22 protein-coding genes and 1 riboswitch are annotated in these 26,632 nt (G+C 43.7%); of the genes, 5 read left to right on the forward strand and 17 right to left on the reverse strand.

Annotated features, from left to right (window positions below; all coding sequences use genetic code 11):
- Positions 1–5: 5 nt before the first annotated feature.
- The 5 genes from MHB64_RS21610 to MHB64_RS21630 form a co-directional block, all read right to left on the reverse strand.
- On the reverse strand, positions 6–437 hold the full coding sequence (locus MHB64_RS21610; protein ID WP_042190291.1) for a peptidylprolyl isomerase: 432 nt from the start codon (positions 435–437) through the stop codon (positions 6–8).
- A gap of 145 nt (positions 438–582) precedes the next feature.
- Positions 583–1,917, reverse strand: coding sequence for a diaminopimelate decarboxylase (gene lysA / locus MHB64_RS21615; RefSeq protein WP_341135345.1), 1,335 nt, complete (start codon positions 1,915–1,917; stop codon positions 583–585).
- 127 nt (positions 1,918–2,044) lie between these two features.
- On the reverse strand, positions 2,045–3,697 hold the full coding sequence (locus tag MHB64_RS21620; protein ID WP_341136110.1) for a spore germination protein: 1,653 nt from the start codon (positions 3,695–3,697) through the stop codon (positions 2,045–2,047).
- A 593-nt stretch (positions 3,698–4,290) separates the two neighbouring features.
- Positions 4,291–4,716, reverse strand: coding sequence for a stage V sporulation protein AB (locus MHB64_RS21625; protein ID WP_042129676.1), 426 nt, complete (start codon positions 4,714–4,716; stop codon positions 4,291–4,293).
- Positions 4,713–5,375 (reverse strand): stage V sporulation protein AA, encoded by a 663-nt coding sequence (locus tag MHB64_RS21630; protein WP_094876398.1) that lies wholly within the window; start codon positions 5,373–5,375, stop codon positions 4,713–4,715. The genes MHB64_RS21625 and MHB64_RS21630 overlap by 4 nt, the downstream gene beginning before the upstream one ends.
- Before the next feature lie 262 nt (positions 5,376–5,637).
- Here MHB64_RS21630 and MHB64_RS21635 point away from each other — a divergent pair, with 262 nt between their 5' ends.
- Complete coding sequence (locus tag MHB64_RS21635) at positions 5,638–6,672, forward strand: glycoside hydrolase family 53 protein (RefSeq protein WP_094876399.1); 1,035 nt, start codon at positions 5,638–5,640, stop codon at positions 6,670–6,672.
- Between the two features lie 59 nt (positions 6,673–6,731).
- Here the strand turns inward: MHB64_RS21635 and MHB64_RS21640 are convergent, their stop codons facing one another.
- The 7 genes from MHB64_RS21640 to MHB64_RS21670 all read right to left on the reverse strand — a co-directional run bounded on the left by MHB64_RS21640 (position 6,732) and on the right by MHB64_RS21670 (position 16,290).
- Positions 6,732–7,775 carry a glycoside hydrolase family 53 protein gene (locus tag MHB64_RS21640; RefSeq protein ID WP_094876400.1) on the reverse strand — a complete coding sequence of 348 codons (1,044 nt, stop codon included), beginning with the start codon at positions 7,773–7,775 and terminating at the stop codon, positions 6,732–6,734.
- A 5-nt stretch (positions 7,776–7,780) separates the two neighbouring features.
- A complete protein-coding gene (locus tag MHB64_RS21645) occupies positions 7,781–8,659 on the reverse strand; it encodes a carbohydrate ABC transporter permease (RefSeq protein ID WP_094872170.1) in 879 nt (292 codons plus the stop codon).
- A gap of 24 nt (positions 8,660–8,683) precedes the next feature.
- Positions 8,684–9,574 carry an ABC transporter permease gene (locus MHB64_RS21650; protein WP_042129685.1) on the reverse strand — a complete coding sequence of 297 codons (891 nt, stop codon included), beginning with the start codon at positions 9,572–9,574 and terminating at the stop codon, positions 8,684–8,686.
- A 237-nt stretch (positions 9,575–9,811) separates the two neighbouring features.
- Positions 9,812–11,515 carry an extracellular solute-binding protein gene (locus MHB64_RS21655; RefSeq protein WP_280786626.1) on the reverse strand — a complete coding sequence of 568 codons (1,704 nt, stop codon included), beginning with the start codon at positions 11,513–11,515 and terminating at the stop codon, positions 9,812–9,814.
- Between the two features lie 109 nt (positions 11,516–11,624).
- On the reverse strand, positions 11,625–13,265 hold the full coding sequence (locus MHB64_RS21660; protein WP_280786810.1) for a response regulator transcription factor: 1,641 nt from the start codon (positions 13,263–13,265) through the stop codon (positions 11,625–11,627).
- Between the two features lie 11 nt (positions 13,266–13,276).
- Entirely contained in the window at positions 13,277–15,028 is a 1,752-nt protein-coding gene (locus MHB64_RS21665) for a sensor histidine kinase (protein ID WP_094872166.1), read from the reverse strand.
- Between the two features lie 302 nt (positions 15,029–15,330).
- The gene (locus MHB64_RS21670) at positions 15,331–16,290 is read right to left on the reverse strand and encodes a DMT family transporter (protein WP_341135346.1); all 960 of its coding nucleotides are present in this window, start codon (positions 16,288–16,290) and stop codon (positions 15,331–15,333) included.
- 126 nt (positions 16,291–16,416) lie between these two features.
- Positions 16,417–16,565: riboswitch (FMN riboswitch) on the reverse strand.
- Positions 16,566–16,774: 209 nt separating this feature from the next.
- On the opposite strand from MHB64_RS21670, the gene MHB64_RS21675 reads away from it, so the two are divergent.
- Both MHB64_RS21675 and MHB64_RS21680 read left to right on the forward strand, forming a co-directional pair.
- On the forward strand, positions 16,775–17,965 hold the full coding sequence (locus tag MHB64_RS21675; RefSeq protein ID WP_280786627.1) for a substrate-binding domain-containing protein: 1,191 nt from the start codon (positions 16,775–16,777) through the stop codon (positions 17,963–17,965).
- Between the two features lie 207 nt (positions 17,966–18,172).
- A complete protein-coding gene (locus MHB64_RS21680) occupies positions 18,173–19,669 on the forward strand; it encodes an N-acetylmuramoyl-L-alanine amidase family protein (protein ID WP_341135347.1) in 1,497 nt (498 codons plus the stop codon).
- A 52-nt stretch (positions 19,670–19,721) separates the two neighbouring features.
- On the opposite strand, the gene MHB64_RS21685 is transcribed toward MHB64_RS21680, so the two are convergent.
- The 5 genes from MHB64_RS21685 to MHB64_RS21705 form a co-directional block, all read right to left on the reverse strand.
- Positions 19,722–20,126, reverse strand: a complete 405-nt coding sequence (locus MHB64_RS21685; protein ID WP_094872162.1) for a VOC family protein — start codon at positions 20,124–20,126, stop codon at positions 19,722–19,724.
- Positions 20,127–20,149: 23 nt separating this feature from the next.
- Positions 20,150–21,622 carry a carboxylesterase/lipase family protein gene (locus MHB64_RS21690; protein ID WP_341135348.1) on the reverse strand — a complete coding sequence of 491 codons (1,473 nt, stop codon included), beginning with the start codon at positions 21,620–21,622 and terminating at the stop codon, positions 20,150–20,152.
- Positions 21,623–21,641: 19 nt separating this feature from the next.
- A complete protein-coding gene (locus tag MHB64_RS21695; protein ID WP_094872160.1) occupies positions 21,642–22,796 on the reverse strand; it encodes an AI-2E family transporter in 1,155 nt (384 codons plus the stop codon).
- A 169-nt stretch (positions 22,797–22,965) separates the two neighbouring features.
- Complete coding sequence (locus MHB64_RS21700) at positions 22,966–23,175, reverse strand: hypothetical protein (protein ID WP_094872158.1); 210 nt, start codon at positions 23,173–23,175, stop codon at positions 22,966–22,968.
- Between the two features lie 168 nt (positions 23,176–23,343).
- Positions 23,344–23,703 carry a (2Fe-2S) ferredoxin domain-containing protein gene (locus tag MHB64_RS21705; protein ID WP_094872157.1) on the reverse strand — a complete coding sequence of 120 codons (360 nt, stop codon included), beginning with the start codon at positions 23,701–23,703 and terminating at the stop codon, positions 23,344–23,346.
- Positions 23,704–23,815: 112 nt separating this feature from the next.
- Between MHB64_RS21705 and MHB64_RS21710 the strand changes: the two genes are divergently transcribed.
- Both MHB64_RS21710 and MHB64_RS21715 read left to right on the forward strand, forming a co-directional pair.
- On the forward strand, positions 23,816–25,432 hold the full coding sequence (locus MHB64_RS21710; protein ID WP_341135349.1) for an AraC family transcriptional regulator: 1,617 nt from the start codon (positions 23,816–23,818) through the stop codon (positions 25,430–25,432).
- A gap of 103 nt (positions 25,433–25,535) precedes the next feature.
- Positions 25,536–26,564 (forward strand): ABC transporter substrate-binding protein, encoded by a 1,029-nt coding sequence (locus tag MHB64_RS21715; RefSeq protein ID WP_256989913.1) that lies wholly within the window; start codon positions 25,536–25,538, stop codon positions 26,562–26,564.
- Positions 26,565–26,632 lie beyond the last annotated feature (68 nt).

Consider the following 26,632-nt stretch of genomic DNA (forward strand, 5'->3'; position numbering starts at 1 on the left):
AATTCTTAAGCTTCGATGATTTCTACCGAAGTCATTTTGTCGCGTCCTTTGAAAGTATCAACAAGATCCATACCTTCAACTACTTTACCGAATACTGTGTGAACTCCATCTAAGTGTGGTTGCGGTGCATAGCAGATGTAGAACTGGCTTCCGCCTGTGTTCTTACCCGCATGTGCCATAGCAAGTGTTCCACGCTCGTGTTTGTTTGGGTTGATTTCGCAGTTGATTGTGTATCCTGGACCACCAGATCCAGTTCCGTTAGGACATCCGCCTTGAGCTACAAAACCAGGGATAACACGGTGGAATGTCAATCCATTGTAGAAACCATCTTTTGCTAGCTTTTCAAAGTTAGCTACAGTGTTTGGTGCATCTTGATCGAACAAGTCGATCAGCACTACGCCGCCATTTTCAAGAGTAATTTTCGCTTGCTTTGCCATATGTAAATGACCCCTTTCAAAATTAACAAATTTAGAATACCTCAATTATATTACTATGAAACCACGCACAAAGCAAAGCAAGCAGGAGTAATTCCTGCTTGCTCTCTATGCCTTACCAGTTTTCCCTACCTAACATTAACGGCTGTTACTTAGCTACAGCAGCTTGTTTAGCGATACGCTCAGGAACAATATCGTTGGCAATAAGATCATTATAGCTTTCGCGGCGCACTACAAGATCGCTGTGTCCGTTCTGAACGAACACTAAGGCCGGACGACGAAGCCGGTTATAGTTACTCGCCATCGAGTAATTGTAAGCGCCTGTGCAGGCTACAGCCAACAGATCACCGCTTTCAGCCTCAGGCAGTTCAACATCCCAGATCAGCATATCTCCGCTCTCGCAGCATTTACCAGCGATGGATACAGTTTCTGTAGCCTCTTCATTCGCACGATTAGCAAGTAATGCCTCGTATTTAGATTGGTACAATGCAGGACGTGGATTATCAGTCATCCCACCGTCAACAGCAACATACTTACGCACGCCTGGAATATCCTTGTTCGTACCTACTGTATAAAGTGTAGTCCCTGCATCTCCAACAATACTGCGGCCCGGCTCCACCCAAATTTCAGGCAAAGCATTATAAATTCCAGCAAAATGAGTCTTCACGGCATCCGTAATTGCACCTACATATTCAGAAACATGTAACGGGGTATCACCCTCAACATAACGAATACCGAAACCTCCACCTAGGTTTACTACACGGAAGTCCACATCCAAACCTTCTTTAACACTACGAGCAAAACTCGCTACACGTTCAACAGCAAGCTGAAATCCATCCGTTTCAAAAATTTGAGAACCAATATGGGAGTGTACGCCAAGCAGCACTAAATTCTTTTTGCTGACTGCTGCTTTAACTGCTTCATAAGCTGCTCCATTACCGATATCAAATCCGAATTTGGAATCGGTCTGGCCTGTTGTAATATACTCATGCGTATGTGCTTCGACACCTGGTGTCACACGTAATAAGATGTTAACCTTAACTTCTTTACGTGATGCAATCGACTGCAAAAGATTAAGTTCTACCAGATTATCGACGACAAAGCAGCCGATCCCGGCATCAATCGCCATTTCAATCTCTTCTGACGTCTTATTGTTGCCATGAAAATGAATACGTTCTGCAGGAAAGCCAGCTTGCAAAGCAGTATAAAGTTCGCCATCCGATACAACATCAAGCGACAAGCCTTCTTCATCAGCCAAACGAACCATAGCCATTACTGAGAACGCCTTACTTGCGTAAGCTACTTGGAACCCAAGTCCAGAGGATTTAAAAGCATCCATATATTCCCGGCAACGTTGTCTCACCAATTGCTCGTCCAATATATATAGCGGGGTTCCATATTCCGCCTTCAATTCAGTTACATCACATCCGCCGATCTCCAAATGCCCAGCATCGTTAATTCGGCTAGTACCGTGTAGAAACATTCTTTAGTCCTCCAATTTCTGTGGAATATCAAGGTTCCACCCTGTCTTTAGTGTATTCAGTATAACAGACAGTGGGAACTCCATTGAATGGACTAATTTGCAGTAGTTTTGTATTTTCCTACGATTGTTAATCATTCTTTTGAGTAGGCGGCACTCTTGTATTGTCTCTAGTTTTATTGAAAGACGGCCTATTCTTCGAGCTTAAGACTGGCTTGCGCACTAGAATTTCACTCATTGCCTTTGCATTAAAAGGTATAAACGGCCACATATAAGAGGAGTTATAGGACCGATGGGTAGTTAGGAAAATAGTCAGTAACGTCGTGCCAATCATAAATCCTGGCACCTGGAATGCCGCAACGGCTACTAATAACACAAGCCTGACTATTCGATTCGCAAGACCCAGCTCATAACTCGGGGTTGCAAACATACCGATGGAGGCAACAGCCATATACAGAACTACCTCATTTACAAACAAACCACTCTGTACCGCTATATCACCAATCAGTATGGCAGCAATCAGACCCATCGCTGATCCTAAAGGCGTTGGTGTGTGTACTGCGGCCATCCGCAGTAAATCAACCCCAAGCTCCACAATTAGAAACTGGGCGAGTATTGGAATTCTGGCGGTCTTTTGAGGTCCAATGAAATCCAGCACAGCCGGCTTTAGTTCTGGATGAATGACAAGCAACATCCATAGCGGCAGCAGAAACATGGACGCAAATATACCGATGAAACGGACCCACCGCAAGTACGTTCCCATAAAAGGAGTCTGACGATTCTCCTCTGCATGCTGACAAAGATCAAAAAAAGTAGTTGGAAGAACAATAACAATAGGTGAGGTATCTACAAACAGTATTACCCGTCCCTCTAATAAATTGGAAGCTACGACGTCAGGGCGTTCAGAATAACGCACCATAGGATATGGATTCCATCCACCGCCGATAATTGCCTCCTCTAATTGTTTATCTGCCAGAGGAATACCATCAATATCAATGCTTTTGATTTTGTCGATAACAGACTTAACTTGTGTTTTATCAACAATATCATCAATGTAAGCCACGCAGACATCTGTCTGTGTCCGTCGTCCAACCCGAAATAGCTCATATTTCAGCCCTGGATCACGAACCCGTCTTCTTACAAGCGAGATATTGCTCAGTAAAGTCTCTGTAAAACCGTCGCGCGCACCGCGCACCACCCGATCAATCGAGGGCTCGGCTGGACTGCGACTAGGATAAGAACGAGTATCCATGATGATAACTTTGTTCTCACCTTCGACGAATAGCACGCTCAAGCCTTCTAGTACTTTCTCGATACTTTCACTTAAAGAATTTCCCTCTTCCACCTGAATGTGAGGGACATATTCATTCATAAAGCTAGACAGCACACCCGTTGACAGATTCTCAGATGTGAGATAGGTCAGACGTTTCAGAATATCATCGGTCACATCTGTATTAGTAAATCCACTTAAACAGAGTAGAGCTGTCTTATGTCCGCCAAAGGACATCTGTCTAAACGTCACATCAAAGCTTGTGCCAAGTCCCATTACCTCAGTAAGTGTTTGTTTCGTATCTTGCAGGGACATAGGGATTTCATCATTACCTTGCCAGTAAATGACGGATTCTTTTAACGAGTTGGAGTGCTCGCGGTCTCGTTTCTTCTGTAGCCCGCCGCTTCCCTTTTGATTACTGTCTTGTGATTCTTGTTGTGCTTGCTTCTTAGATAGTTTGGACTTTGGCGTCACTTTGGCTTGCGATTCTTCCCCTGACTCTGTTGCAGACAATGACCCGCCTGCTTGTTGGGTATTCTGATCTTGCGCCTCATCTTCGGATTCAGAGTCTGAATCTAAGCCGAATAATCTGGCAAAAAATCCTTTACTAGGCTCATTCTGATCCTGATTCCCTAGCTCATCTGAGGCCTCTGCATCCTGCTGGCCGGAATCCGGTTGTGCTGATGCTTCAGCGCTTTGCTCTTCTGACCCTAGCTCATCTGAGGCCTCTGCATCCTGCTGCCCGGAATCCGGTTGTGCTGACGCTTCAGCGCTTTGCTCTTCTGACCCTAGCTCATCTGAGGCCTCTGCATCCTGCTGCCCGGAATCCGGTTGTGCTGATGCTTCAGCGCTTTGCTCTTCTGACCCTAGCTCATCTGAGGCTTCTGCATCCTGCTGCTCTTGACTCGGATCAGCTGCTGTAGTATTTTCCGCCGGATCTGCGTCTTCACTGTTCATAGAAGCTCCGTTTGCCTCAGTATGATCATCAACCAGATCCTCTGCGGTATTCTTCATTGCTGCGGCAGCCGCAGCGTTTTCTTCCTGATGATCCTCTTCTGGCACAGAATCACCGCTATGAATAAATTTGCTCATTCCATAACCCCCGTTTACTGTCGGTATACAAACCAGTCGAACAAAGAACCCGCGACCTTCCCGCTTACCATCGCCATTAACAGCCCGAACAGATAATGTGTCATATTCAAGCGTTTCGCGAGTATAGGCAGCACATTTAATACCTCGGTCAATGCTGCAGCGAGCATCCCGACAAAAATCCCGTCAAATAGTCCTATACCAAGTTCAACTAAAGGACCTGAAGATATTTTCCAATTCCAAAAATCACTTACGGTTCCTACCAATGATCCGACTACCATCGCACCCTCGTACCAATGTACTTTATCGTAAGAAGAAGTTAATTGGGCCAGACGGGGCACCATGTCAAGAACCACAAATAAAGCGATCACACCGCCACCTACAGCGATACCCCCTGCAATCCCCAGCAGCAAATTCAACCCTAGTGTTATAGGTGCCGTCATCTTCCGTCCTCCACGTTCTCTGGTTGATTTTCTCCACGGCGCCTCATTTTGCTATACTCCTCATTGATGACGTATTGATCGATATTTTTCTGATACAGGTACATTTCCACTTCTAGCGGTGTTGGCTCCTCATTCCACTTTTTCTTAAATAAATGGTTGAAAAAAATGACCATCCCAAAACCGATGCCTACAGAATACGCAATCTGAAAGACAACCGGATGCTCATCCCGATGACCGGTTATCATCTCGACAATTCGGATTTGGACCTCCTGCATGTTTACATCCGCATGGAAATTCATAATGGTCAGCGCAGACCCGAAGAACAGCAGCAGCCACACTAAAACAAACATCGCTACTGAGGGCTTCCGCCTCTCCACCGGACCTTCAATCTGCACAATCGTTCTCCCTTCACCGATCGGCTCAATGTCCGCTTCGGGCACCAGCTCATAAATGCGGGGAATAACCATCAGAAGATCAATCAAAATCAGATTGCCGTCACTTTGCTCTGGCTTCATTAGCAAAATAGATTCCAAGGACTCTTTCAGCTCTGGCTCCGCGATCAAAAATGCAATATCACCCAATGTGACACCTTTACCTTTGGGTACCGTCACCCGGTTCTTAAGCTGTATATAGATGGCGGGAGCAGAATGTTGTTTCATCCGCATTCCTCCTAAAGGTTGTGGTCAAATAGCTCCGGTGCAAGATAACGGTAGTATGGGAGTAAAGCCTTATTTTTACTCTTGAAGCTCTGAATCAATTTCCAAAGATGCTGAAATGTTGATTCTTTATAGGTATCGGGAAGACTTATCACACCTTACAATCTTGTTATAAAAGACGAAGGGAGGCATTTATGTAAGCGGATACAAACATCGCGATTTAATGAGCACTTGTTGTTAAAACCCTAATCTGGAGGTTATTATCATGAGTAAAAAAAGCTCAAAAACAATGTTCAAATTGTTCATCTGCCTGTCTCTCGTGTTTAGTATGTGTTTCAACTTTGTGAATAACAAACCTGCGGAGGCTGCTGCGACTTTTGCAAAAGGGGCGGATGTAGGCTGGCTATCGGAGATGGAGTACTATAATTGGTCTTTTTATAATGATAACGGTGTGAAACAAGATCTACTGCAAATCCTCAAAGACCACGGGATGAATTCCATTCGACTTCGGGTCTGGGTCAACCCCTCCATTAATTTCTCCAACAAAGCCGATGTTGTGAAACAGGCCGTTCGCGCCAAGAACATGGGTTTTCGAATCATGATTGACTTTCATTATAGTGATACATGGGCAGATCCTGGCAATCAGAAGAAACCTGCTGCCTGGACCAGCAAGAACTTTACAGCTCTAAAGACAGCGGTATATGACCACACTTATGATGTTATGAATACTCTCCAAGCTAGCGGTGTTACGCCGGAATGGGTACAGGTAGGGAACGAGACGAATAATGGAATGCTGTGGGAGGATGGAAAAGCTTCTGTAAGTATGAGTAATTTTGCCGCGTTGATCAATTCAGGTTATAGTGCAGTAAAAGCGGTCAGTAGTAGTTCAAAAGTCATCGTCCACCTCTCTAACGGCTACGACAATTCCTTGTTCCGCTGGATGTTTGACGGTCTGAAGTCTAACGGTGCCAACTATGATGTGATCGGCATGTCACTCTATCCAACTACAAGCAACTGGTCTACACTGAATGCTCAGACATTAACGAATATGAATGATATGGTTGCCCGGTATGGTAAAGAGGTGATCATTTCAGAGGTCGGAATGGATGTTAGTGCTCCAACAACGGCTAAAGCTTTTCTTACGGACATCATTAGCAAAACAAAATCGGTAAGTGGCGGCAAAGGGCTTGGCGTATTCTATTGGGAACCGGAGAGTTATGGTACATGGTACGCTTACACAAAAGGTGCCTTTGATTCATCTGGTAAGCCTACGGTGGCTTTAGATGCCTTTTTGAATTAAAAAAGAAGACAGCCACGGTGCTTAACCATTGGCTGTCTTCTTTTCTATCCTAATAATCTTTAGAAATGGAGCGAATCCAGTTTCTTACCTTCAAAATCAAACAGAGCTAAATTGGACCACCCATTCTCATGCCCAACAGACCATTCCTTTTGCGAAGGAATCCATGCAGGCTCCCAGTAATAAAAGCCGATTCCTTTTCCGTTAGGTGTGTTCTCAATTACGTTTATGAAATCCTTCATATACTTAGCTTGACCTTCTACTGTGGCTGGATAACCTTCATGGAGCTGGGCTTCCTCATTCACAATTACTGGAAATCCTTCAGGTGCATTCAGTGTCCATGGATAGGCTGTTTCCACCACAATGATATCCTTGTTATAACGCAGCGCTAATTCGTTCAGGTTAAGCTGCAAGTCGTCCAAAGTACCATGCCACCAAGAGTAGAATGATAATCCGATAACATCAAAATTTACGCCATGTTCTAAGAAACGATCAAAAAAGTTACGGCTCGCCGGATGATCAGCTCCCCGGTCAATGTGGATCATAATGGACAAGTCAGAATCGACGGATTTCGCACCCCCTATACCCGCTTTAACTAGCGTAGTGAACTGCTCCCACTGCTCCGGAGTATCACAATCTCCATCAACCTTGCCTTCTCCCCATAACATGCCTGGCGTAATTTCATTACCGATCTGCACCATATCGGGCAGTGTGCCTTGGGACTGTAAAGCTTCGAGGGTCTCGCGTGTATACTCATACACGGCGGATGTCAAACCACTGAAGTCAAGTGCCTCCCAAGCTTTTGGCTTCCATTGGTTAGCCGGATCGGCCCATTTGTCTGAATAATGAAAATCCAATAAAAAGTTAAGCCCTGCTTCTTTGATTCGCTTAGCCATGACCAGTGTACGTTCTAAATTGCAGAAACCGCCTGGAGGGTCATTCCAAATCCGTAGCCGGATGGCATTCACTCCATTGTCCTTTAGGATGTGGAGTAAATCCTCACCTTCCTCAGCGCTCCGAACAGAGCTACTGTGGAACTTGCCTCCACTCTGCTCTATTTCATCCAAAAACGAGATATCCATTCCATTGATAAATGTCGTTATCATCATCCCTACTCCTTTACAGAACCAAGTGTCATCCCTTTAACAAAATATTTCTGCAAAAATGGATATACGATTAGAATAGGAGCAGCCCCGATAAAGATTTGCGCGGCTCTAACCGTTGTCTGCGAGATTAATTCCATCTCCTTCGGATTAATGCTCATGGAGCTCATATCCCGTTGAATGATAACGGTCTGCAGAAAGGTCGCCAGCGGAAACTGCTTGGAATTGTTCAAGTACAACAGTCCATCGAACCAGGAGTTCCAATGAAACACCATACTAAACAGTGCAATCGTCGCAATCGATGGTAGTGAAATCGGTAAGTAAATACTGAATAAGGTTCGGAAATGTCCGGCACCGTCTATTAGTGAAGCTTCCTCCAGATCTTTAGGAATACCACGGAAGAAGTTCAGCATCAGAATGACCAAGAACGTATTTACTGCACCTGGCAGAACGAGTACCCAGAAGGAATCCATTAAGCCAATTTTTTGAATGACAATGTAGAAAGGGATCAGTCCACCATTGAACACCATACTGAAAACGAACAACCAGGAATACACATTCCGACCTTTAAAAACTGAGTTTTCCTTAGATAAGGGATAAGCCGCCAGAAAAGTAATCAGAAGTGTAAGTCCGGTTCCGAGTACGGTTCTTTGTACGGATACCCATATGGAGTGCAGGAATATCGGATTATTCATTGTCTTTTTATAAGCTTCCAGAGAGAACTGCTTTGGCCACAGGCCTACCAGATTGGCATCAGCCGCAGACTTGGCACTGAAAGACACAGCTAATACGTGAATCAGAGGAACAATACACATGAGTGCGAGTATGATCAGAAAACAAGTATTGAATATGTTGAAAATACGATAACCTCTAGTTTTGTAATACATAGGTCTCCCTCTTCCTTTGGTAGTTTAGAAAATGCGATATCCTGCCCATTTTTTAGCCAGACTGTACGATACAAGGATTAGGACCATACTAATGGCTGACTTGAATAGTCCGATTGCTGTACCAAACCCCATCTCACCATTCAGAATAGCTGTACGGTATACGAAGGTGTCGATAATATCGCCTTTCTGATAGACCAGCGGATTATAGAGGTTAAAGATCTGGTCAAACCCTGCATTCAATACATTTCCAAGAGCCAGGGTACCTACCACAACAACCATTGGCAGTAGAGAAGGCATTGTGATAAAACGTGTCTGTTTCCAGCGGGTTGCACCATCTATTTCAGCAGCTTCATATAATGAAGGGTTAATTCCTGCTAGAGCAGCCAGGAAAACGATCGTGTTATAACCAAATTCCTTCCATACATCCGTGAGAATGACCGTGAACCTGAACCAGTTATTATCTCCTAAGAAAAAGATGGGTTTAATCCCCATACTGCCGAGAATCTGATTGACGAAGCCGTCTGTAGCAAGCAAATCCAGCAAGATCCCGCCAAGGATGACCCAAGACAAGAAGTGAGGTAAATAAACCAGTGTCTGAATTGTACGCTGTATATAAACCTTGCGAATCTCATTCAACAGAATGGCGAACACAAACGGCACAGCCAGATTGAAGATCATCTTCAGAACGGCAATAATCAATGTGTTCCAAATGACCTGCATACTGTCATTACGTTCAAATAGATAGCGGAAATTATCTAATCCAACCCACGCTGATCCCGAAATTTTTAGCCATGGCTTATAATCCTGGAACGCCATCACAATTCCGCCCATCGGTATAAAGCTGAAGATGATCAGGAATATCATCGCCGGCAGCAACATTAAGTGAAATGGCCATGTTTTTTTAAGTGTTCTCATCCTTGGTCCCCCATATCGTGTCAAGTTCTTCTGTAACCATACTCAAATTATAGCAACGACAGGATTCCCCAAATAGCGAGCAAAACCAATATATATGGTACAAAACCAATCTCTTTACCGTATAGAAACAGAAGCTAATTTATACAAATTCGGATAACCGCTAACGCAAAAAGAGACCGTTTCCACAGCTAAATAACAGCTGAGAAAACAGTCCCTAATTGTACCCTTAACAGAGCATTATTTTACACTGTCATACCATTCATTTACTTCTTTAGTGATTTGATCGCCGCCGCCTGATTTCCAGGTCGCTACGAAGGTATCGAAAGCTTCTAGTGGCTTGTTGCCATAGATGATCTCATTAAACGTTTGGTTCTCGATTTTGTTCAGGTAATCCATCTTCGATTTCATAGTTTCAGTAGTAGGGCCTGTGAACATATTTTTGAAGGATTTATCCTCTTGTGCCAGCAGAACCTTTGCAGCTGCAGGAGTATCCTTACCATAGTTCACAGCTACATCCTTCTCCAAACGAGTGGTTGGTTCAGCACCATCTGCAAGGTTAAGAAGGGCTTTCATTTGGGCATCTGGAATCCGGGCGCCGTCACGAACCAGCATATAACGAACACTGTTTACATAACCACCAGCAATTTTATCATTTTCAATCATCTTACCGTTTGCATCTAGTTCATAGTCATATCCTGCAAAGAGGCCGTTATCTAGCTCGCTTCCAGGCTTAGGATCAGCAAAGTTATCGAACAGATAGTTTTGATAGGTGAAGAAGGCTTCTGGATTTTTCATCTTGGTGCTAATCAGAGTTACACCGTTAGTGAACTGTGTTCCATGACGCATAACTTTACCATCTGGTCCTGCTGGAATTTCAATTGGAGCCCATACAGCATCCGGAGCATTCTTCACAGTATCTTGAAGCGGCCAACCGCTCATCCAGTATGGTCCTGGGAGAATACCTGCTGTGCCCGCCACTGCTGGCTCAGCTGTTTTGTTCTCATCCCAAAGCGCTGCTTCTTGAGGAATATAACCTTTTGCGAGCCATTCCTTCATTTTTTCGAGCCCTTGCTTCATACCTGCATTTACAGAGCCGTATTCCAATTTACCATCAGCATCAAGATTCCATTGCTGCGGAAGCGTTCCATAAGCACCGAAGATCCAAGAAGGATCGCCCATCCAAGTGTTCATTGATGTCTTAAAGCCGATACTGAGCGGAGTCACCTTATCTGGTGCCAAGCCGTCAGGGTTCTGATTCTTGAATGCATCCATAACTTTTTCTAGCTCATCAATCGTTTTAGGAGCTTGCATATTTAGCTTGTCCAGCCAATCTTGGCGGATCCAAAGAATGTAATCATGGTTGTATGCGTAATCGAGTACAGGGAGACCCATTCTTTTGCCATCACGGCTGTATTGGTTCCATACGTTCGGATCCTGTGCCATGGCTTCTTTCCAAGTAGCTGAGGCGTATTTATCAAATAGTGTTCCCACTTCAGCATACATACCGGAATCAATCAAATCCTGAGCAATCGTGCTATCCCCCGTACCGATCGTTACAACATCGGGCATTTCCTGACCAGATGACATCGACAGGCGTAGTTTGGTTCCAAAAGCGCCATTCGTATCTGTAATGGACCAAAGTGATTTAATATTGATGCCGAACTTTTCTTTTGTCCACTTCGTAGCTACGTTATTCTCAATGCTTTCCCCATTCTTGAATTTAAGCTCAGGGTCAACACCCCATACCGTTGTAATGGTTACCTCAGGATCATATTTATCCTTGTAGGCGTTTTCAGAATTAGATGTTGTATTGGTAGTCGAATCACCGGCTGTATTCTTTCCATCAGCAGCATTATTACTCGAACAACCTGCGAGACTACCTACCAAAAGCATACTCATACACAGGAGCGGCAGCCATTTTTTTCTCTTCATCGCGCTCATTTTGTTCCCCCTTAGATTCCTTAAGTGTTGGTTATGACTTAATTATAGGGAACGAAGATGATGTCGAATACGTCATTTAAACAAGGTTTCTGCACCTTTCTCAACCTCTCTATCCGTCACGAAATTCATTTGGTGTCATATTGTAATGCTTTTTGAACATTTTGCTGAAATATTGCGGATTTTGATATCCGAGTTCGGTAGTGATTTCATAGATTTTTTTATTCGTATTCTTAAGCAGATAAAGTGCACGTTCCATCCGCATGCGGATAATATAGTCTCCGAGCCCTTCTCCTGTCTCTGCCTTATATATTTTAGATAAGTATACGGGGTGCAGATACACATGATCCGCTATCGTCTTGACCGACAAATCATGTCCGGAATGGTTCCCTACCAGCTCATGCACCTGCTTAATAATGTAACTTTTCGTATTCTGATCACTTTCTGAGAGTTCCTTCTGAAGCTTGTTTAGCATATCGAACGCCCAGTCCTTCAGTTTGTCAAAAGAAACAATGATGCTCTGAGTCAACATCGGATCGAACGCATATTGGTCGATTTGTGAGATGAACTGCCCCCCTTTGTGGGCAATGTACATGAACGCATTAGTAATGGACAAAAAAACTTCATACAGATGCTCACTTGAAAATCGCGCATTCTCCATATCTCGGAACACATCAGCGATCTTCTCGCGGGCTGTATCCCATTGCTTAGATTCCAGCAAATGAATAAGCGTTGGCGGACGGTAAAGGCTTTCGAGTGATTTGATGCTCATCATCTCCTGAAGATGACGATCCCCCAGATAAAGTACCGAGCCTGTTTCATTATGTGTTGTCAAAAACATTGAACTTAAGCCACTTCGATAGGCAGCCGTCATCCCTTCGGGAAAAGCAAACCACTCCGTAACGATAAGCGATATCTCACCCTTCAGGTAGTTACTCACACTAATTCTGAAGTTAGCGATCGCTGACTTAAGGATTTGTTGTCTCGCAGCATCGTAATTATTCGACTTCTCTAACTCCCGCTGGATGACTGGCTTCAGCTCGACAAGCAAAATTAAACAATCATGGGGTGCTTTGCAAAACCAGACATGGAACTGCTCTTTAAAGAGCTCCTCGGCAATATTGCCGATGGCATATTCCATTAGGGAAACCGAATGATGATCCATCGCGGCATAATGTTTACCCAGCTGAATCAATAACATCGCCGCTTCCACATCTGATTCGAAAGAGATTTCATATTCCTTTAGCTTTAAAGCAAGTGTCCGCTCAGACAGTACTCTACCAAGTAGTAATTCATGCATCAAGTTGGCCCGTAAAACACTGTAATCGGCTTTCCGATTATAGAGTAGCAAATGGTATTTATCATGTGCCTCCCATTCATCTTTTAGCGACTCAATCGCTCCGGAGATACTATTGATAAATTCTTCATCACTTACCGGCTTCAAAATATAATCAAAGGCCTGCAGCTGAATCGCCTTCTTAGCATACTGAAAATCAGAATAACCTGTCAGTAGGATCGAACGGATATCCGGCCATTTCTCACTCACTGTTTCAATTAATTGTAACCCGGACATTCCCGGCATAGAAATATCAGTAACCATAATATCTATATCCTGCTGTTCCAATATTTCCAGAGCCTCAGCACCTGATGCCGCCTGATGCACTTGCTTTACGCCAATCTCGTCCCACGGAATCGTGCGGGCCAGACTTTCTGTTACATAAGGCTCATCATCGACTAACAATATCTCTATCAACATATTCCCTCCTAGATGTCATCCATATTATTGTCAGTTAGCGGTAGCAACCACTGAAGTTTAACCTGTAGTCCTCCAAGTGATGATGGTGCAATCGTCAATCCTGCATCCTCACCAAAACGCAGCCGCATTCTCTGATGCACATTCCAAAGCCCGCAGCCCATTTCTTCATCCATCGCTTTGCCTAGCTTATTTTCCAATACGATAATTTCCTCCGGGGTCATGCCTTTTCCGTCATCCTCAACCGTTAATGTCATAACTCTTCCGTTGCATGTGCCCGTAATTCGCACCAGCCCCTCTTTAGAGACAGGCTCAATTCCATGGATAACCGCATTCTCGACCAAAGGCTGAAGAACCAACGGAGGAAGATCCCGTTTCCGCATTTGCGGTGGGATAAGAACTTCATATTGAAGTCTGCTCATCCTCATTTTTTGGATCTCTAGATAGTGAGTCACAAATTCCGTTTCTTCAGATAAAGCGACAAGATCGCGTTCTTGGCGGGTCGTATATCTGTAATACCGGGATAAATTATGCGACATACCGACGACAGCACCCATATTATCGAGCTTCGCCATACTCGTAATAAAGGAGAAGCAATTATAGAAGAAATGCGGATTGATCTGAGATTGAAGCTGCTTTAATCTGGCTTCCCTAACATGGATTTTTTCCATTAACACATTCTCGATCAGCTTCTGAATCTGTTCCACCATGCTATTAAACCTTCCGGACAGGAAGCTGAACTCATTTTTACCTTTGATCTCCACCCGCGCAGAGTAGTCTCCTTGCTTCAACCTCTGGAAGCCTCCAACCAATAATCTAACGGGCACCTGCACCTGCACATATAGTAGATAGGCTACGAGACAGCTCATTAATAACAATGCACCAATAGCAAAATAAAATAAGCGATTGGAGGTTTGGATTGGATGCAGTATTTCTGACAGCGGCATATAGTCGATCAAATACCAGCCCATTTTATCCGAAAAGACTATGTTTACACTGTAGGACTCACCATTAATGTTCACTGTACGATTTTCGCTTTGCTTCAACTGCTCTTGCTCCAGCCTATTTACCAATTCATTAGCTAGCAGCTTGTCAGCACTACGGTTAAAGATAAGTCCAGTACCCTGTTTATAATAAAAAGGATCTCTCCTGCCATCACTTTTAAATTTATCCAGCATATCTTCAATGTTTCGGCTGTCAAACTCCACCTTCATAATCGTATTGGCCTTTTCAGGAGTGAACTCTGACATGAAGGGGGTAAAAGAAAACCAAGAGAACACAAAATGGTCGCCATCCTGCTCAATGATCTTTTCTACATGCCAGCCTGACTTTACTTCCCGCTTCAAATCCTCATCCGAATATGGTAAAGCATCATTCTCTGACACCATTCGGTGGATCGACGGTGAATATAGATACAACTTACTCTTCCAGTTGGAGGAGCTTTCCTGAATACTGATTTTGGTCTGAATCCGCTTAATCAGATTTATTGCATCCAGGTTCAAATGTGTCCCCTTCAAATAAGTATCCTTTAAGCTCAAAATATCAGGATCATGAATGAGCAGGATCGGCCAGGAGGACAACAGCTCCATATTACTCTCGACTTGATTCTGAAAAAAACTGAGCTGATTGCTGTTCGAAGTATTTAACTCCGTACGTAGCACATCCGTGGTCGTCTTATTGGAATAGAAATAGAGGATCGTAATAGGAATCAGCATGATGACCATGATACTTACGATTTTGGTAAATAAATTATATCTATACACTTTCCTTCACACTCCGACTCAAATGTCATAGCCTCTATTGTACAAATAATCTTCATTAACGCATAGATAATTTCTCCCCGCACAATGAGGTAGACAGGTGATAGCTTGTTCAAGCACTGTTATCGTCCTCTCTATTGTAAAGGCTTAAATTATTACGCTATATGCTACGTACGAAACATTTCTGCAGTTTTTGCAGTCTAATGTATTGTTGAGACATACAAAAAGGGATGATCCGAAAGCCTCTAGGCATTCAGTCATCCCTTTATACTTTATTTAGTTCAATCTATACAATCAGAGTCTGTTCAGAGCGTTTGTGCTTTTGATTGTTGACTCGATATGAAGAATAAAGCAGTCCAGATCAACGCGAACCCGATAATTTGCGGTAGGGTGACGAGCTGCTGGAATACGATCCAGTTAATGATTACTCCCGTCATAGGAAAGCTTAGTTCAGCCAATGTAGCGAAGGAAGCTTTGGTAGTGCTGAGTCCTTTGTAATACATTAGCATACTGAGCAGTCCTGGCAGCAAAGCCTGCAGCAACAAATTAATGCCTATGGCAGCAGATGCACCAAATCCACCATTAATCTGCCAAGGAGCCCCTTCTAATGTGGTGATTACGAAAAGCAGCGGCAGCGCCATTATAAATCTTAGGGAAGTCACTGTCTCATATTTCATAGACCCAAGCAGATAACGTCCCATTACTGTCGAGCCACCCCATAATGCGGCCGCTCCTAAGGCCATCAGACTGCTAACACCGATAAAGTTGTTCACATGTCCGAATGGAATACTCCAGCCAAAGGTCAGCAGGTAGGTTCCTACCAGAGCCACAGTAATGAGGATCCCGAAATTTTTAGGCAGACGTTCTTTAAGAATTAAGGCTGCAAGACCGATAGCGAATATCGGCTGAAGCTTTTGCAGCAACAGCACAGCATTTAAATCCCCACTGGAGAGTGCCATCGTAAATAGAATTGTTGCCCCGGCAGAACCTCCCCAGGAAACAATTAGCAAAGCTCCAATCTGGCGGAATCCAATACCTTTTAGCTCCGCCCGGTGACGCCAAAGAACAGGGGAAGCAGCCAAGAAAAGCACCACATGCTCCAAAAGAACAATTTGCGATGAGGTCAAGGATTTTAAGAGGATAATACGAAAGAGCGGATCCACGCCCCATAGTGCTGCACCGAACACAACGAGCCAAAAACCACTGCGTAACGGCGACGTGCTGCTTACCTTATTAGCTGATGTTGAAGCTGTTACATTACTCATAATTCCATTCTCCTTGTCGATACAAACCCTCGATAAGAGACCAAAAACCCCCGAATCACCATAAAAGGTCGACTCGGGGGCATTATCAATAAAGACGTACAGGATAGACTCCTAGCGCCTTTATCTTATGATCCTCTCCCATCCGGACTTTACCGTCGGCTCTGGATTCACACCAGATCAGTCACTTCTCTGCAAGCAGAACAAGTGAGTCGCGGGCTTAGTTCGCTTTGAACATTACCGCCGGTTGGGAATTTCACCCTACCCCGAGAATCTTGTATTCCGTTGTTTTTTTCACAATCTCAGAATAAACCTCTTCTTGCCATTCGTCCAGTACTTTATGAAAATATACATAAAATTTTCATGTATTACAGCTTTTTATTACATATTTTTTTCGTTATTGTTCTACTGTCTCATCCACAAAAATCTGTATAATGAAATTATGTTTATTTTTCCATAGTTTAGGAATTTTTCTAAGGAGGTTGTTATGAAGAAATCATTTTGGATGAAGGAGTCATTCTGGACGAAGCTATTGTTCTCCTTTTTTGCGGTCGGAGTCATAGCTTTTTTAGGATTCATAGGTTCGATAATTACTGCGCTTTTCGGGGGGCTTATCTTTTATACTCCTCTTGTGGCGATTTTATCTGTGGTAATAGCCATTTACGTTGTACTCCTTATATTTGATTTGTTGTCCCGAAAAACAAGCAATATAATATTGCTATCCATCCTCGGACTTAGTGTGCTCGTAACCGCAGGATATGAGATCAAGCAAGCATATACTAACAGCATTGCCACGGTCGATGATCGGGAGGTCAATCTCGTACAATATGAACCCTTTGCTGAGAATACGAAAGCAGTGAAATTAGACAAACCTTCTGCCTATAGTATCGATAGCAATCCACCCAAGCTGGATGGTGCAACCGCACTTTACCCACTGTATTCAGCTTTCGTGCAATCTGCTTATCCTGCGGGCAATTATAAACCATATGATTTTCAAATCGGCCAAGTAATTTGCAGCAGCACACCGGAAGCTTACAAAAGACTAATTGAAGGTGAAACCGATATTATTTTTGTGGCTGCTCCTTCTCTTGCTCAGCAAAAACATGCGAAGCGAAAAGGCGTCGAGCTGAAGCTCACACCTATTGGGCGCGAGGCTTTCGTATTTTTTGTGAATAAACGAAACGAAGTGACTGGACTTTCTACCGCCCAGCTTAAAGATATCTACGCAGGCAAGATCACCAATTGGAAAGATGTAGGCGGAGCTAATAACCGTATTCGCGCTTTTCAACGGCCAGAGGATAGTGGGAGCCAGACGATGCTGCAAAAGTTTATGGGAGATACCATACTCATGACACCACCTAAGGAAGACGTCGCAGATATTATGAGCGGAATCATTAAACAAACATCCAGCTATCGCAATTATAAAAATGCACTCGGGTACAGCTTCTTATTCTACGCCTCAGAAATGAATCAAAGCGGGGAAATTGCACTACTCGCCATAGATGGTGTTAAGCCCGACAAAGAAAGTATTCGTAGTGGACAGTACCCTTTGGCTACAGAATTTTATGCTGTGACTGCCGGAAGTGACAACCCCAATATTCAGCCCTTTCTAGATTGGATGCAATCTGCTCAGGGTCAGGAATTGGTAGAAAAAACGGGTTATACTTCTTTGAAATAAAATATTGTTAGGGAAAGAGAGCTAACCCAAATGTTTGGGAAAGCTCTCTTTTCGCTTTTTCTACCGAAATTTTTCCTTTTTCACTCTAAAAGAGCGCAACTTTTGGAAACTATTGTCGTTTAAGAATTATATACGCTGAAACTGCATCAAAGGAAGAACAAGTAAGAATTGCTAGAAACCAAGAAACGGGGATGGTAGGGATTGCAGATGAAGAAGTTTGGTTTTTTGGCGTTACTGCTGCTTTTGTTGGTGCTGGTTCATCCAGGAACTGGTTATGCCGGCTCTGCAGAGACACACATCAATCTAGACGGCAATGATCTTAAGATTTCTAAAGAAGCACAAGTTCAAATTGTAAATGGAAGCGTGATGGTTCCACTTCGCCTCGTTACGGAGCAGCTTGGTTATACCGTGAAATGGGATAATGTGACCAAGACTGCAACCATTGAGCAAAAGGGAACGACATTAAAGCTTATCGTGAATAATGCGATGGCAGAGGCTTCGGGGAAACAGGTGAAACTGGACAACCCTCCTTTTCTAAGTGGCAACACGATCCTCGTTCCTTTAAGATTTGTTGGTGAACAGACAGGAACTACTGTAGGTTGGGATAATGTGACCAAAACGGTCTACTTAACTTCTCCAGTGCCAGAGATTGGCGGAAGCGATCCAGAAATTACAGTTCCAGACACTTCTGTAACCGCACCCTCTGATAATGGATCCAACGGTAACACAGCAACCGACGGAAATTCCTCAACGGCTGCAGTCACAAATCTTAGCTTCGTTGATAATAAACTAATCGTTGCGGTGAACGGTAGTTTAACACCTAATGTATTCACAATGACAGATAAAGACCGAATTGTCGTAGATTTACCGAATACCAGCTTTGGCGACAGCTTTCATCAGAACCTTTCTGTCGGAAAAAACCAAAGCGGGCAGTTGACGATTACCGAATATCCTAACGTCTCAACCATTCGTTATTCATTATTCAGTAGTTCTCCCTCTACGATCCGGATCGTGATTGATCTGAACAGCGCGAATAACTACAGTGTAACAAATGCTAACGATGGACTTATTATAGTGGATCTAAATGGGACAAGCACCACGCCTCCTGCAACCACTGTACCAGAAGTACCGGTTACAACGCCTCCACCTTCAACCGGCAACACAGACAAGAAGATAATCGTCATTGATGCAGGACATGGTGGGAAAGATCCTGGCACCGGAAGTAACCGAAAAGAGAAGGATTTCACCTTGCCAACAGCACTGAAAATTGCAGAACTACTAAAGAAAGAGCCAAATATTGAGGTTGTGCTCACTCGAAGTGATGATACATACCCGACCCTACAGGACAGATCCAACCTCGCCAATAAGGTAAAAGCAGATTTGTTCATCTCTGTTCATGCCAATAGTATCCCAGTGGGCAGTAAGAGCAATCCTAGTGGTACAGAGACCTATTACACACGTAAAGATAGTTTATTATTCGCGCAAACCGTTCATAAATATCTTACTGTTGCTACAGGTCTTCAGGATCGAGGGGTTCGTCAAGCGAATTATCATGTAACAAGAGAAACTAAAATGCCAGCCATTTTATTAGAATGTGGTTACTTAAGTAATACCAAGGACGAAGGATTACTCTTCACCGTGGATGTACAGAATAGGATAGCCGAAGCAGTAGTTCTAGGGATAAAGGAATATTTTGGTCAATAGAAAAAAGAGGAGCTTCAAAGCCACCAATTGGCTTTGAAGCTCCTCTTTCTATTTATTCATGTTTGTTATTCCAAACACTCATTCGTTCTCTTAGATTAGAAGTGTGCAGCTCTAACTGAATCCCATCTGGATCGAGAAAGTTGACTGTCCTGCCTACTCCCCTTTTAACAGGTCCTCTAATGATTCGTACTTCGTGGGTACGGAGTACCTGTACTGCCTCCTCGAAATGTTCTTCCGCTATACTAAAAGCAATGTGGTCTATCCCAATTACATTGCTCATTAATTCAATGTATTTTGGCTTTTCAATGAGGCAAATCCATGCGCTCCCCCATTCCAGATAAGCATCTGTATTCCCTTTGTGAATTAGCTGAAGACCCAAAATACCCGTATAGAAATTCAATGAACGTGATAAATCACTCACATTTACCGTCACATGATTAAATCCTTGAATTTTCATCCCCGTTCATCCCCTCAGACTTCTCAAACCAGAATAGAGACAATTCTCTTGCGTTTCTCTGAATCGGGATCTTGAGTAACTCGCATCTCCTCATCAAAGATCAGTGTAGGACGTTCTTCCAGATTATACTCAGGCCATGATAGCTCAGATGTAGCTGGGTTTCCACGATGAGCAAAGGCAATCCATGCCGCATGCATACTTTTAGCCAATTTTTGCATCCCCGGTGTAATTTCCGCGCCCAAGCGAGTTACATGAGACAAATTATTAAAAGCATAGACAATTTCCGCACCATGTACAGCTTTATTTAACAATGGATGGCCAGGGACCGTCCCATCAAAACGATACATCCACACAGGCGCATAGGCCAATTGATTCTCAGCTAAGGATATAGAAGTACCCCAGAAATATAGATCCGTTAGAATCTCCGCCTGTCCTTCCCATGTAGAAGAATAGTGGCTGGCAACCTCCGCCAGACTTCCAGTTCCCATCATCTGCTCCAGCGCCTTGAGCGATTCATCAAAGTCTGCACCTGGTGTCTCTCCCCTGAAAAATAAATTACCCTCATCTCGATTGGTTCCAATCAACAACGGAATCCCCTGGGCCGATCCTTCTGCCACAGCCTGTGCAGGATCTATAGGAAGCGTATCCCCATCAATGACAGGCTGAAATAACATGCCTATTGAACCACCCGTTAATTTAATGGTCATTCTTGTGGCTGCGTCTATAATTTGTTCCGCTGAGAAAGTATTAAGTAGGCTAGTATCTCCATCAGGGGAAATGCCTAGTTCAGTAAGTAATGCTACAGCAATATCTTTTCCTTGCTGATTTGGCAAAGTTTGAGCAGCCCCACTTTGCATGATCGCTCCAGCAAATAATCCCTTTGCAGCAGGCATAGCCAGAAGGGCTGCGATACTCATACTGCCAGCTGATTCTCCAAATACCGTAACTCGCTGAGGGTCGCCTCCAAAGGCGGCAATATTATGCTTTACCCATTCCAGCCCGGCAATTTGATCCAGCAAGCCTTGATTAGACGCAAATCCATCACCAAGCGAAGACAGATGCATAAAACCAAACGGTCCCAGTCGATAATTAATCGTCACCAGGACTACATTTCCATTCTTCGCGAAGCTAGTGCCATCAAACTGTGGCTGACTTCCCGCACCTGTCACAAATGTCCCCCCGTGAATCCAGAACATTACAGGAAGTGCCTCGCCTGGGGATGCAGGTGACCATACATTTAAATATAAACAATCTTCAGAATGACGAGGTGTTAATCCACCGAAACGCGTACCTCTCGTATCCGCTGGCTGATGGCTAACTGGACCAAATTCAGAAGCATCTCTAATTCCGCTCCAAGCTTCTGGTGGCTTCGGCGCACGAAATCGAAGCTCTCCAACTGGTGGAGCGGCAAAAGGGATTCCACGCCAAACGTTCACGCCATCCTCCTCTCGTCCTTGAAGCTTACCGTAAGAGGTTACTGCTATCGGTCCTACCATTACATTTCACCCTTCCACATTATTCCTTATTCTCTTCAATCTGCTTATACAATCCGGACTGGAACCGGAACCATTGAAAAATATGTGTAAATACAACCTTGAGCACCGCGTAACCAGGAACTGCAAGGATAATGCCAAGAACGCCGAACATTTTACCGGCAAAAATAATCACAAAAATGATCGTGATCGGATGAATCTTCAGTGTCTTGCCCATAATCTGCGGAGAAATAAACTTCCCTTCAATCAGCTGTACAGCCGTCCAAACGATGATCATCTTCAGCAGCATAAATGGTGAAGTGACCATGGCCACAATTAAGGCTGGTGTAATAGCAATTGCCGGACCCAAATAGGGAACAACTGCTGTACAAGCAGCGGCAATGGCAAGAACAAGTGAATACTCCAGACCAATAATCAAATAGCCAATATAGAGCAGCGCACCAATGCAGCAGCTTACTATTATTTGCCCTCGAATATAGGAAGATACTTGCGCGTTCATTTCCGACATTACCATCCGAGTCTGCGGCTGCAGCGCGGTAGGTACAAATTTCAAAATGTAATCTGGCAATCTTTTTCCATCACGAAGCAAGTAGAATAGAATAAACGGTGTCGTCACCACCGCCAGCACAATTTCCGTAACGGCTCCGACGAAGCTCCCTACGCCTGTTAGCGCATTATTCAGAAAAGAAGTGCCCCAAGCCGTAATTTTACTGGTAATTTCACTTAGGTTGGTTCCTATACTGTCTTGAACTTGACCAAAGAATTCGCTTCCCGTCAGGTTCATAAATCGTTCCTGGATCAAGTCACTATACCTTGGAAAATCGTCAATCAAACCAGATAACTGCGTTCGAAGAATCGGAATCACCATCACCAGAATCAACGTAATAATACCCGCAATTAACAGATAGAGAATGATGATTGCATACACACGTTTCATCCTGAATCTATTTCCCATTAGGTCTACTAACGGATTCAGCAAGTAATAAGCGATACCAGATAGTAACAATGGTGCCGCCACCGTGTGCAGTAATACAGATATAGGCGTAAAAATAAACGGTATCTTTGAAAACACCAGGATAGTTACCCCAGTTAACAATAAAATAAGTAACGTTACCACAAATTTATTGTTCAGAAAAAACTTTTTAAACTTCCCCGGCCACACCTGCAGCCTCTCCATCGAACCCTCTCCCCCATGCGCCACCTTATATGAAGTGTTATTTTATTCACTTTTTAATAGCATAGTCAACGTTAGGGGCGCAAGTCAAATTTGATATCTGTAATTCTGCCCGCCTCCACAAAACCAATCGATTGATATACTTTGTTAGAATCCGGGTTTTTGGCATCCGCTACGCCATGAGTTCTGTAATCGTAGTACTGTATTCTTCAGTCGCAAGCCGTAAATATCCTCCAACGTTTGCAGGCTTCTTTACGACAAGGCAGTGATAAGCCTCAAGCTTCATATATGTATGAAAAGTTTGTTCATCTAATTCACAAAAAGATTCCGCAAACAACTGCGCCGTTTCTGCATGATCATCCACTGTAAACCTCTTAAACATGTCTATTCCCCCTAGATCTTCCTTTCATTCAATCATGATCCTCTGCTGAACTAAAAGAAACAACGTTGCCTTCCTGAAAAGACAAAAAAATACCGCCAGCGCATTGACGGTACTTCAATCATTTCTGCTTAGATTCCACTCAGCTGCGAAACTTCAATCTATGGACAGCTATTTTTTCTTCTTCCCTTTAGCTCCCTTGTCATCTGCAGCCATCAGCTGACCATCATAAGAATACAGCAGATGATCTTCAAGTCTCTCGCCCTGTAAATGCTTCCGTACTAGCGATTTCGCTGATTTAGGTGTGATCTCTTTATACCACACGCCTTCAGGGTAAGCGATCACGACGCAGGAATCTGAACATCTACCATTACAACGGGTTACCGTCGTATGTATAAGACTCTGTGCACCTTGCTTTTCAATCTCATCTTCTATCGCTTCAGCTACCTCTTCACCTTTGTGTTTCTTGCAGCTGCTACCATTACATATCAACAAGTGACTTACGGTTCCTTGTAAATTCCAAGTTGTCATGAAATCCCCATTCCTTTCATGCCTAAAATATCCCGTTAGCGGATTATTCTAAACACTATCATAAGAGCTATTATAGTCAATAGAAAGAAAGACTGGTATACTATAATTGAGAATGATTATCATTGAAAAGGGGATCATTTCTACCATGCCCATCCAATCCGGCGGGATGCCACATCATTCCCATCCTTTTTATATGCCTGTTAAGATTAGTAGCCTAACAAGTCTTTCCCACTACACAACCGATAACATCCCGGCTACGAATTCCTGTATTATGATTGTCTGGGAAGGTAAGGGGCAGCTTGAGATAGATGGCGAACCTCACAACCTCAAACCCGGAAGCATCAAGAATTTTGCTGCATCTTCTAATTTAAAGCTAGAAACTGAGCAACAGTTACAGGGGATGTGGATAGAGTACGCCAGTACGGCCAACCGTAATCAAGAGGATTATTATCTAAATGACAGCTCCTCCTTACACCATGCCTCCACAGAATTGATAGCACTGTCAGGTGAGCTTTATAGTGCTTGGATACAACCCGATAATCGGAAGCCTTTTAAGGTCCAGCAATTATTCACTCAATTGATCGTGAATCTTCATCATGAGCTGGCTGCAACAAAGGAAACATCAGGAAGCTGGCTTGAACATGTATTTAAATACATAGAAGCGCATTACAACGAAGATATCACTCGGGAGCAGATGGCTACGTTAGCTGGGGTAAGCCCTGAACACTTCTCACGTACCTTTCGTAAAATTATGGGTCAAACTTTCAGTGCTTATATTACACTGTTAAGAATCCGCAGAGCGCAGCAACGAATTCTCACCAGTTCTCCCAATCTAACAACTCTGGCGCAAGAGGTTGGCTATGAAGAAGGGACTTATCTCAGCCGTAAATTCAAGCAGCTTGTGGGCCTTTCACCTACAGCCTATCAGAATAAGAACAAAAAAATTGTTGCTTTGAACTACAATCACACAGCTATCCTACGAGTACTGGAAATCATGCCCCAACTCGGTGTTTATTCGGATTGGCATCGGAGCTTGGAGCAAGTGCCTGCCTCCAAGCAACTAGCGATGAACGAAGGTAGCTCTTCCCTATTTGATTCGATAGCTTTAGCAGAGCCTGATATTATTATCAGCTACAATATTCCGGAGAATAAGATCCTGACTCCAGTTGCTCCGGTCATTGAATTACCCTTTATGCAAATGAGCTGGCGAGAGCAATTTGGTTTGATCGCTGATGTGGTTAATCGGCGACAGCGAGCGGAAGAATGGTTAGGTCATTACGACGGGCTCTGCCATGCGGCCAATAAGAAACTGAACCATTCGATAGGATCGGAAAGAGGGACAGCCATCGTTTGGGAGCTTAGTTCCCGAGCAGCTTATTGTTTCAGTAGCAGTTACGGTAGGGGTTGTCAGATTTTGTACGGAGATCTTGGATTCAAGCCACCATCCATCATTATGGAGAACGGAATAATGGATTCAGGGTATCTAGTGTCATCTATTGAGGAAATCGGAACCTATCCTGCAGACTATATTATTATCACTAGCATCCCATCATCTTCTGAGGGAAGAAAACGCCTCTCTCGCCTTCTGCGTTCTCGTGATTGGAAGCAGTTAGATGCAGTCCGTAACAATCGGGTATACATCCTGAACAAGGGTGACATGTTCTATGGATTTGATCCGCTGTCTTCTCAAGCACAGCTTAAAGAATTGCTACGTGTGATGACATCATAAATATGCACAAACGAAGATCATATTCGTCCATAGTAAATAACCAGAGAAGATTGTAAAGTTCTTATTGAGAATGATAATCAATTACTATAGGAGGAACAACAAATTGTATAATCTACACAAGAATACTTCGAAACAGAATCATTGGCTTCTATTTCCCTTCATGCTGACGTTAATTCTAGTCCTATCAGCTTGTGGAAATTCCAATACTACGGTGGAGAATACAGGTGGTACCAGTAACACCAGTAATACAACAGCAGCAACACAAGCACCAACCGAAACTAGTCAAGAAGCAGAAAGTGCTGAAACCCCTACTGTCAAAACAGTCAGTACCGTAAAAGGTGATGTTGAAATCCCTGTTCATCCTAAACGAATTGTCGCTGAGGAATACTTGGGAAGTCTAATAGCTCTTGATACCATTCCTATCGGGGCTCCAGGCTTGACCTTAGAGAATATGTATTATAAGGAGGCTCTTACAGGTGTTACAGACACAGGAGCGTACGGTAAAATGTCACCTGAAAAAATCATCGCACTAAATCCTGACTTGATTATTTCGGGACAAGCAGAAAGCTATGAAACGCTTAGCAAAATTGCTCCTACCATCATTGTGCCTTACGGGGATTTAAAAGATGCTCATGCAGAATTAACCTATTTCGGAGAACTCCTTGGAAAGGAACAAGAAGCAAAGAATTGGCTAGCAGATTATGACAAACGGATAGCCGAAGCTAAAGCAAAAGTGGACAAGGTCCTCCCGGCAGATGCAACCTTCTCCATCATGGAAGACGGCGGAAAATCCATTTGGGTCTATGGCGATAACTTTGGACGAGGCGGACAGCCCATCTATCAAGCGCTTGGTCGCAAGCCGCCTACAGAAGTAGCAGCGGAGATTATGGAGAAGCAATGGGCGGAAATATCTAAAGAAGCGTTAACTAAGTATGCCGGAGATTATATTATCTTAACCTCAAATAACCTTACAGAAGCTGATTACAAGGCTGATTCATTTTGGGGCAACCTTCCTGCTGTCAAAAATGGACACCTCTATGTTTGGAAAGAAGAACGTTCCTGGTATTATGACCCTATCGCCGTATTAACCCAGACCGAAGAGCTGGCCGATTGGCTAATAAATAATAAATAATGCATGAGGAAAAGGGATGTCCGAAGCCATAGCGGCTAAGCGGACATCCCTTCTCACGCTTCAAATTT

It is taken from the genome of Paenibacillus sp. FSL K6-2859, assembly GCF_038008265.1.
Taxonomy (GTDB): domain Bacteria; phylum Bacillota; class Bacilli; order Paenibacillales; family Paenibacillaceae; genus Paenibacillus_AQ; species Paenibacillus_AQ nitricinens.

Excerpts from the sequence above, each read along its gene's own strand:
- MHB64_RS21610 (WP_042190291.1), bottom strand. The coding sequence starts at position 437 with ATGGCAAAGCAAGCGAAAATTACTCTTGAAAATGGCGGCGTAGTGCTG.
- lysA (WP_341135345.1), bottom strand. The coding sequence starts at position 1,917 with ATGTTTCTACACGGTACTAGCCGAATTAACGATGCTGGGCATTTGGAG.
- MHB64_RS21625 (WP_042129676.1), bottom strand. The coding sequence starts at position 4,716 with ATGACGGCACCTATAACACTAGGGTTGAATTTGCTGCTGGGGATTGCA.
- MHB64_RS21630 (WP_094876398.1), bottom strand. The coding sequence starts at position 5,375 with ATGAAACAACATTCTGCTCCCGCCATCTATATACAGCTTAAGAACCGG.
- MHB64_RS21635 (WP_094876399.1), top strand. The coding sequence starts at position 5,638 with ATGAGTAAAAAAAGCTCAAAAACAATGTTCAAATTGTTCATCTGCCTG.
- MHB64_RS21640 (WP_094876400.1), bottom strand. The coding sequence starts at position 7,775 with ATGATAACGACATTTATCAATGGAATGGATATCTCGTTTTTGGATGAA.
- MHB64_RS21645 (WP_094872170.1), bottom strand. The coding sequence starts at position 8,659 with ATGTATTACAAAACTAGAGGTTATCGTATTTTCAACATATTCAATACT.
- MHB64_RS21650 (WP_042129685.1), bottom strand. The coding sequence starts at position 9,574 with ATGAGAACACTTAAAAAAACATGGCCATTTCACTTAATGTTGCTGCCG.
- MHB64_RS21655 (WP_280786626.1), bottom strand. The coding sequence starts at position 11,515 with ATGAGCGCGATGAAGAGAAAAAAATGGCTGCCGCTCCTGTGTATGAGT.
- MHB64_RS21670 (WP_341135346.1), bottom strand. The coding sequence starts at position 16,290 with ATGAGTAATGTAACAGCTTCAACATCAGCTAATAAGGTAAGCAGCACG.
- MHB64_RS21675 (WP_280786627.1), top strand. The coding sequence starts at position 16,775 with ATGAAGAAATCATTTTGGATGAAGGAGTCATTCTGGACGAAGCTATTG.
- MHB64_RS21680 (WP_341135347.1), top strand. The coding sequence starts at position 18,173 with ATGAAGAAGTTTGGTTTTTTGGCGTTACTGCTGCTTTTGTTGGTGCTG.
- MHB64_RS21685 (WP_094872162.1), bottom strand. The coding sequence starts at position 20,126 with ATGAAAATTCAAGGATTTAATCATGTGACGGTAAATGTGAGTGATTTA.
- MHB64_RS21690 (WP_341135348.1), bottom strand. The coding sequence starts at position 21,622 with ATGGTAGGACCGATAGCAGTAACCTCTTACGGTAAGCTTCAAGGACGA.
- MHB64_RS21695 (WP_094872160.1), bottom strand. The coding sequence starts at position 22,796 with ATGGAGAGGCTGCAGGTGTGGCCGGGGAAGTTTAAAAAGTTTTTTCTG.
- MHB64_RS21700 (WP_094872158.1), bottom strand. The coding sequence starts at position 23,175 with ATGTTTAAGAGGTTTACAGTGGATGATCATGCAGAAACGGCGCAGTTG.
- MHB64_RS21705 (WP_094872157.1), bottom strand. The coding sequence starts at position 23,703 with ATGACAACTTGGAATTTACAAGGAACCGTAAGTCACTTGTTGATATGT.
- MHB64_RS21710 (WP_341135349.1), top strand. The coding sequence starts at position 23,816 with ATGATTATCATTGAAAAGGGGATCATTTCTACCATGCCCATCCAATCC.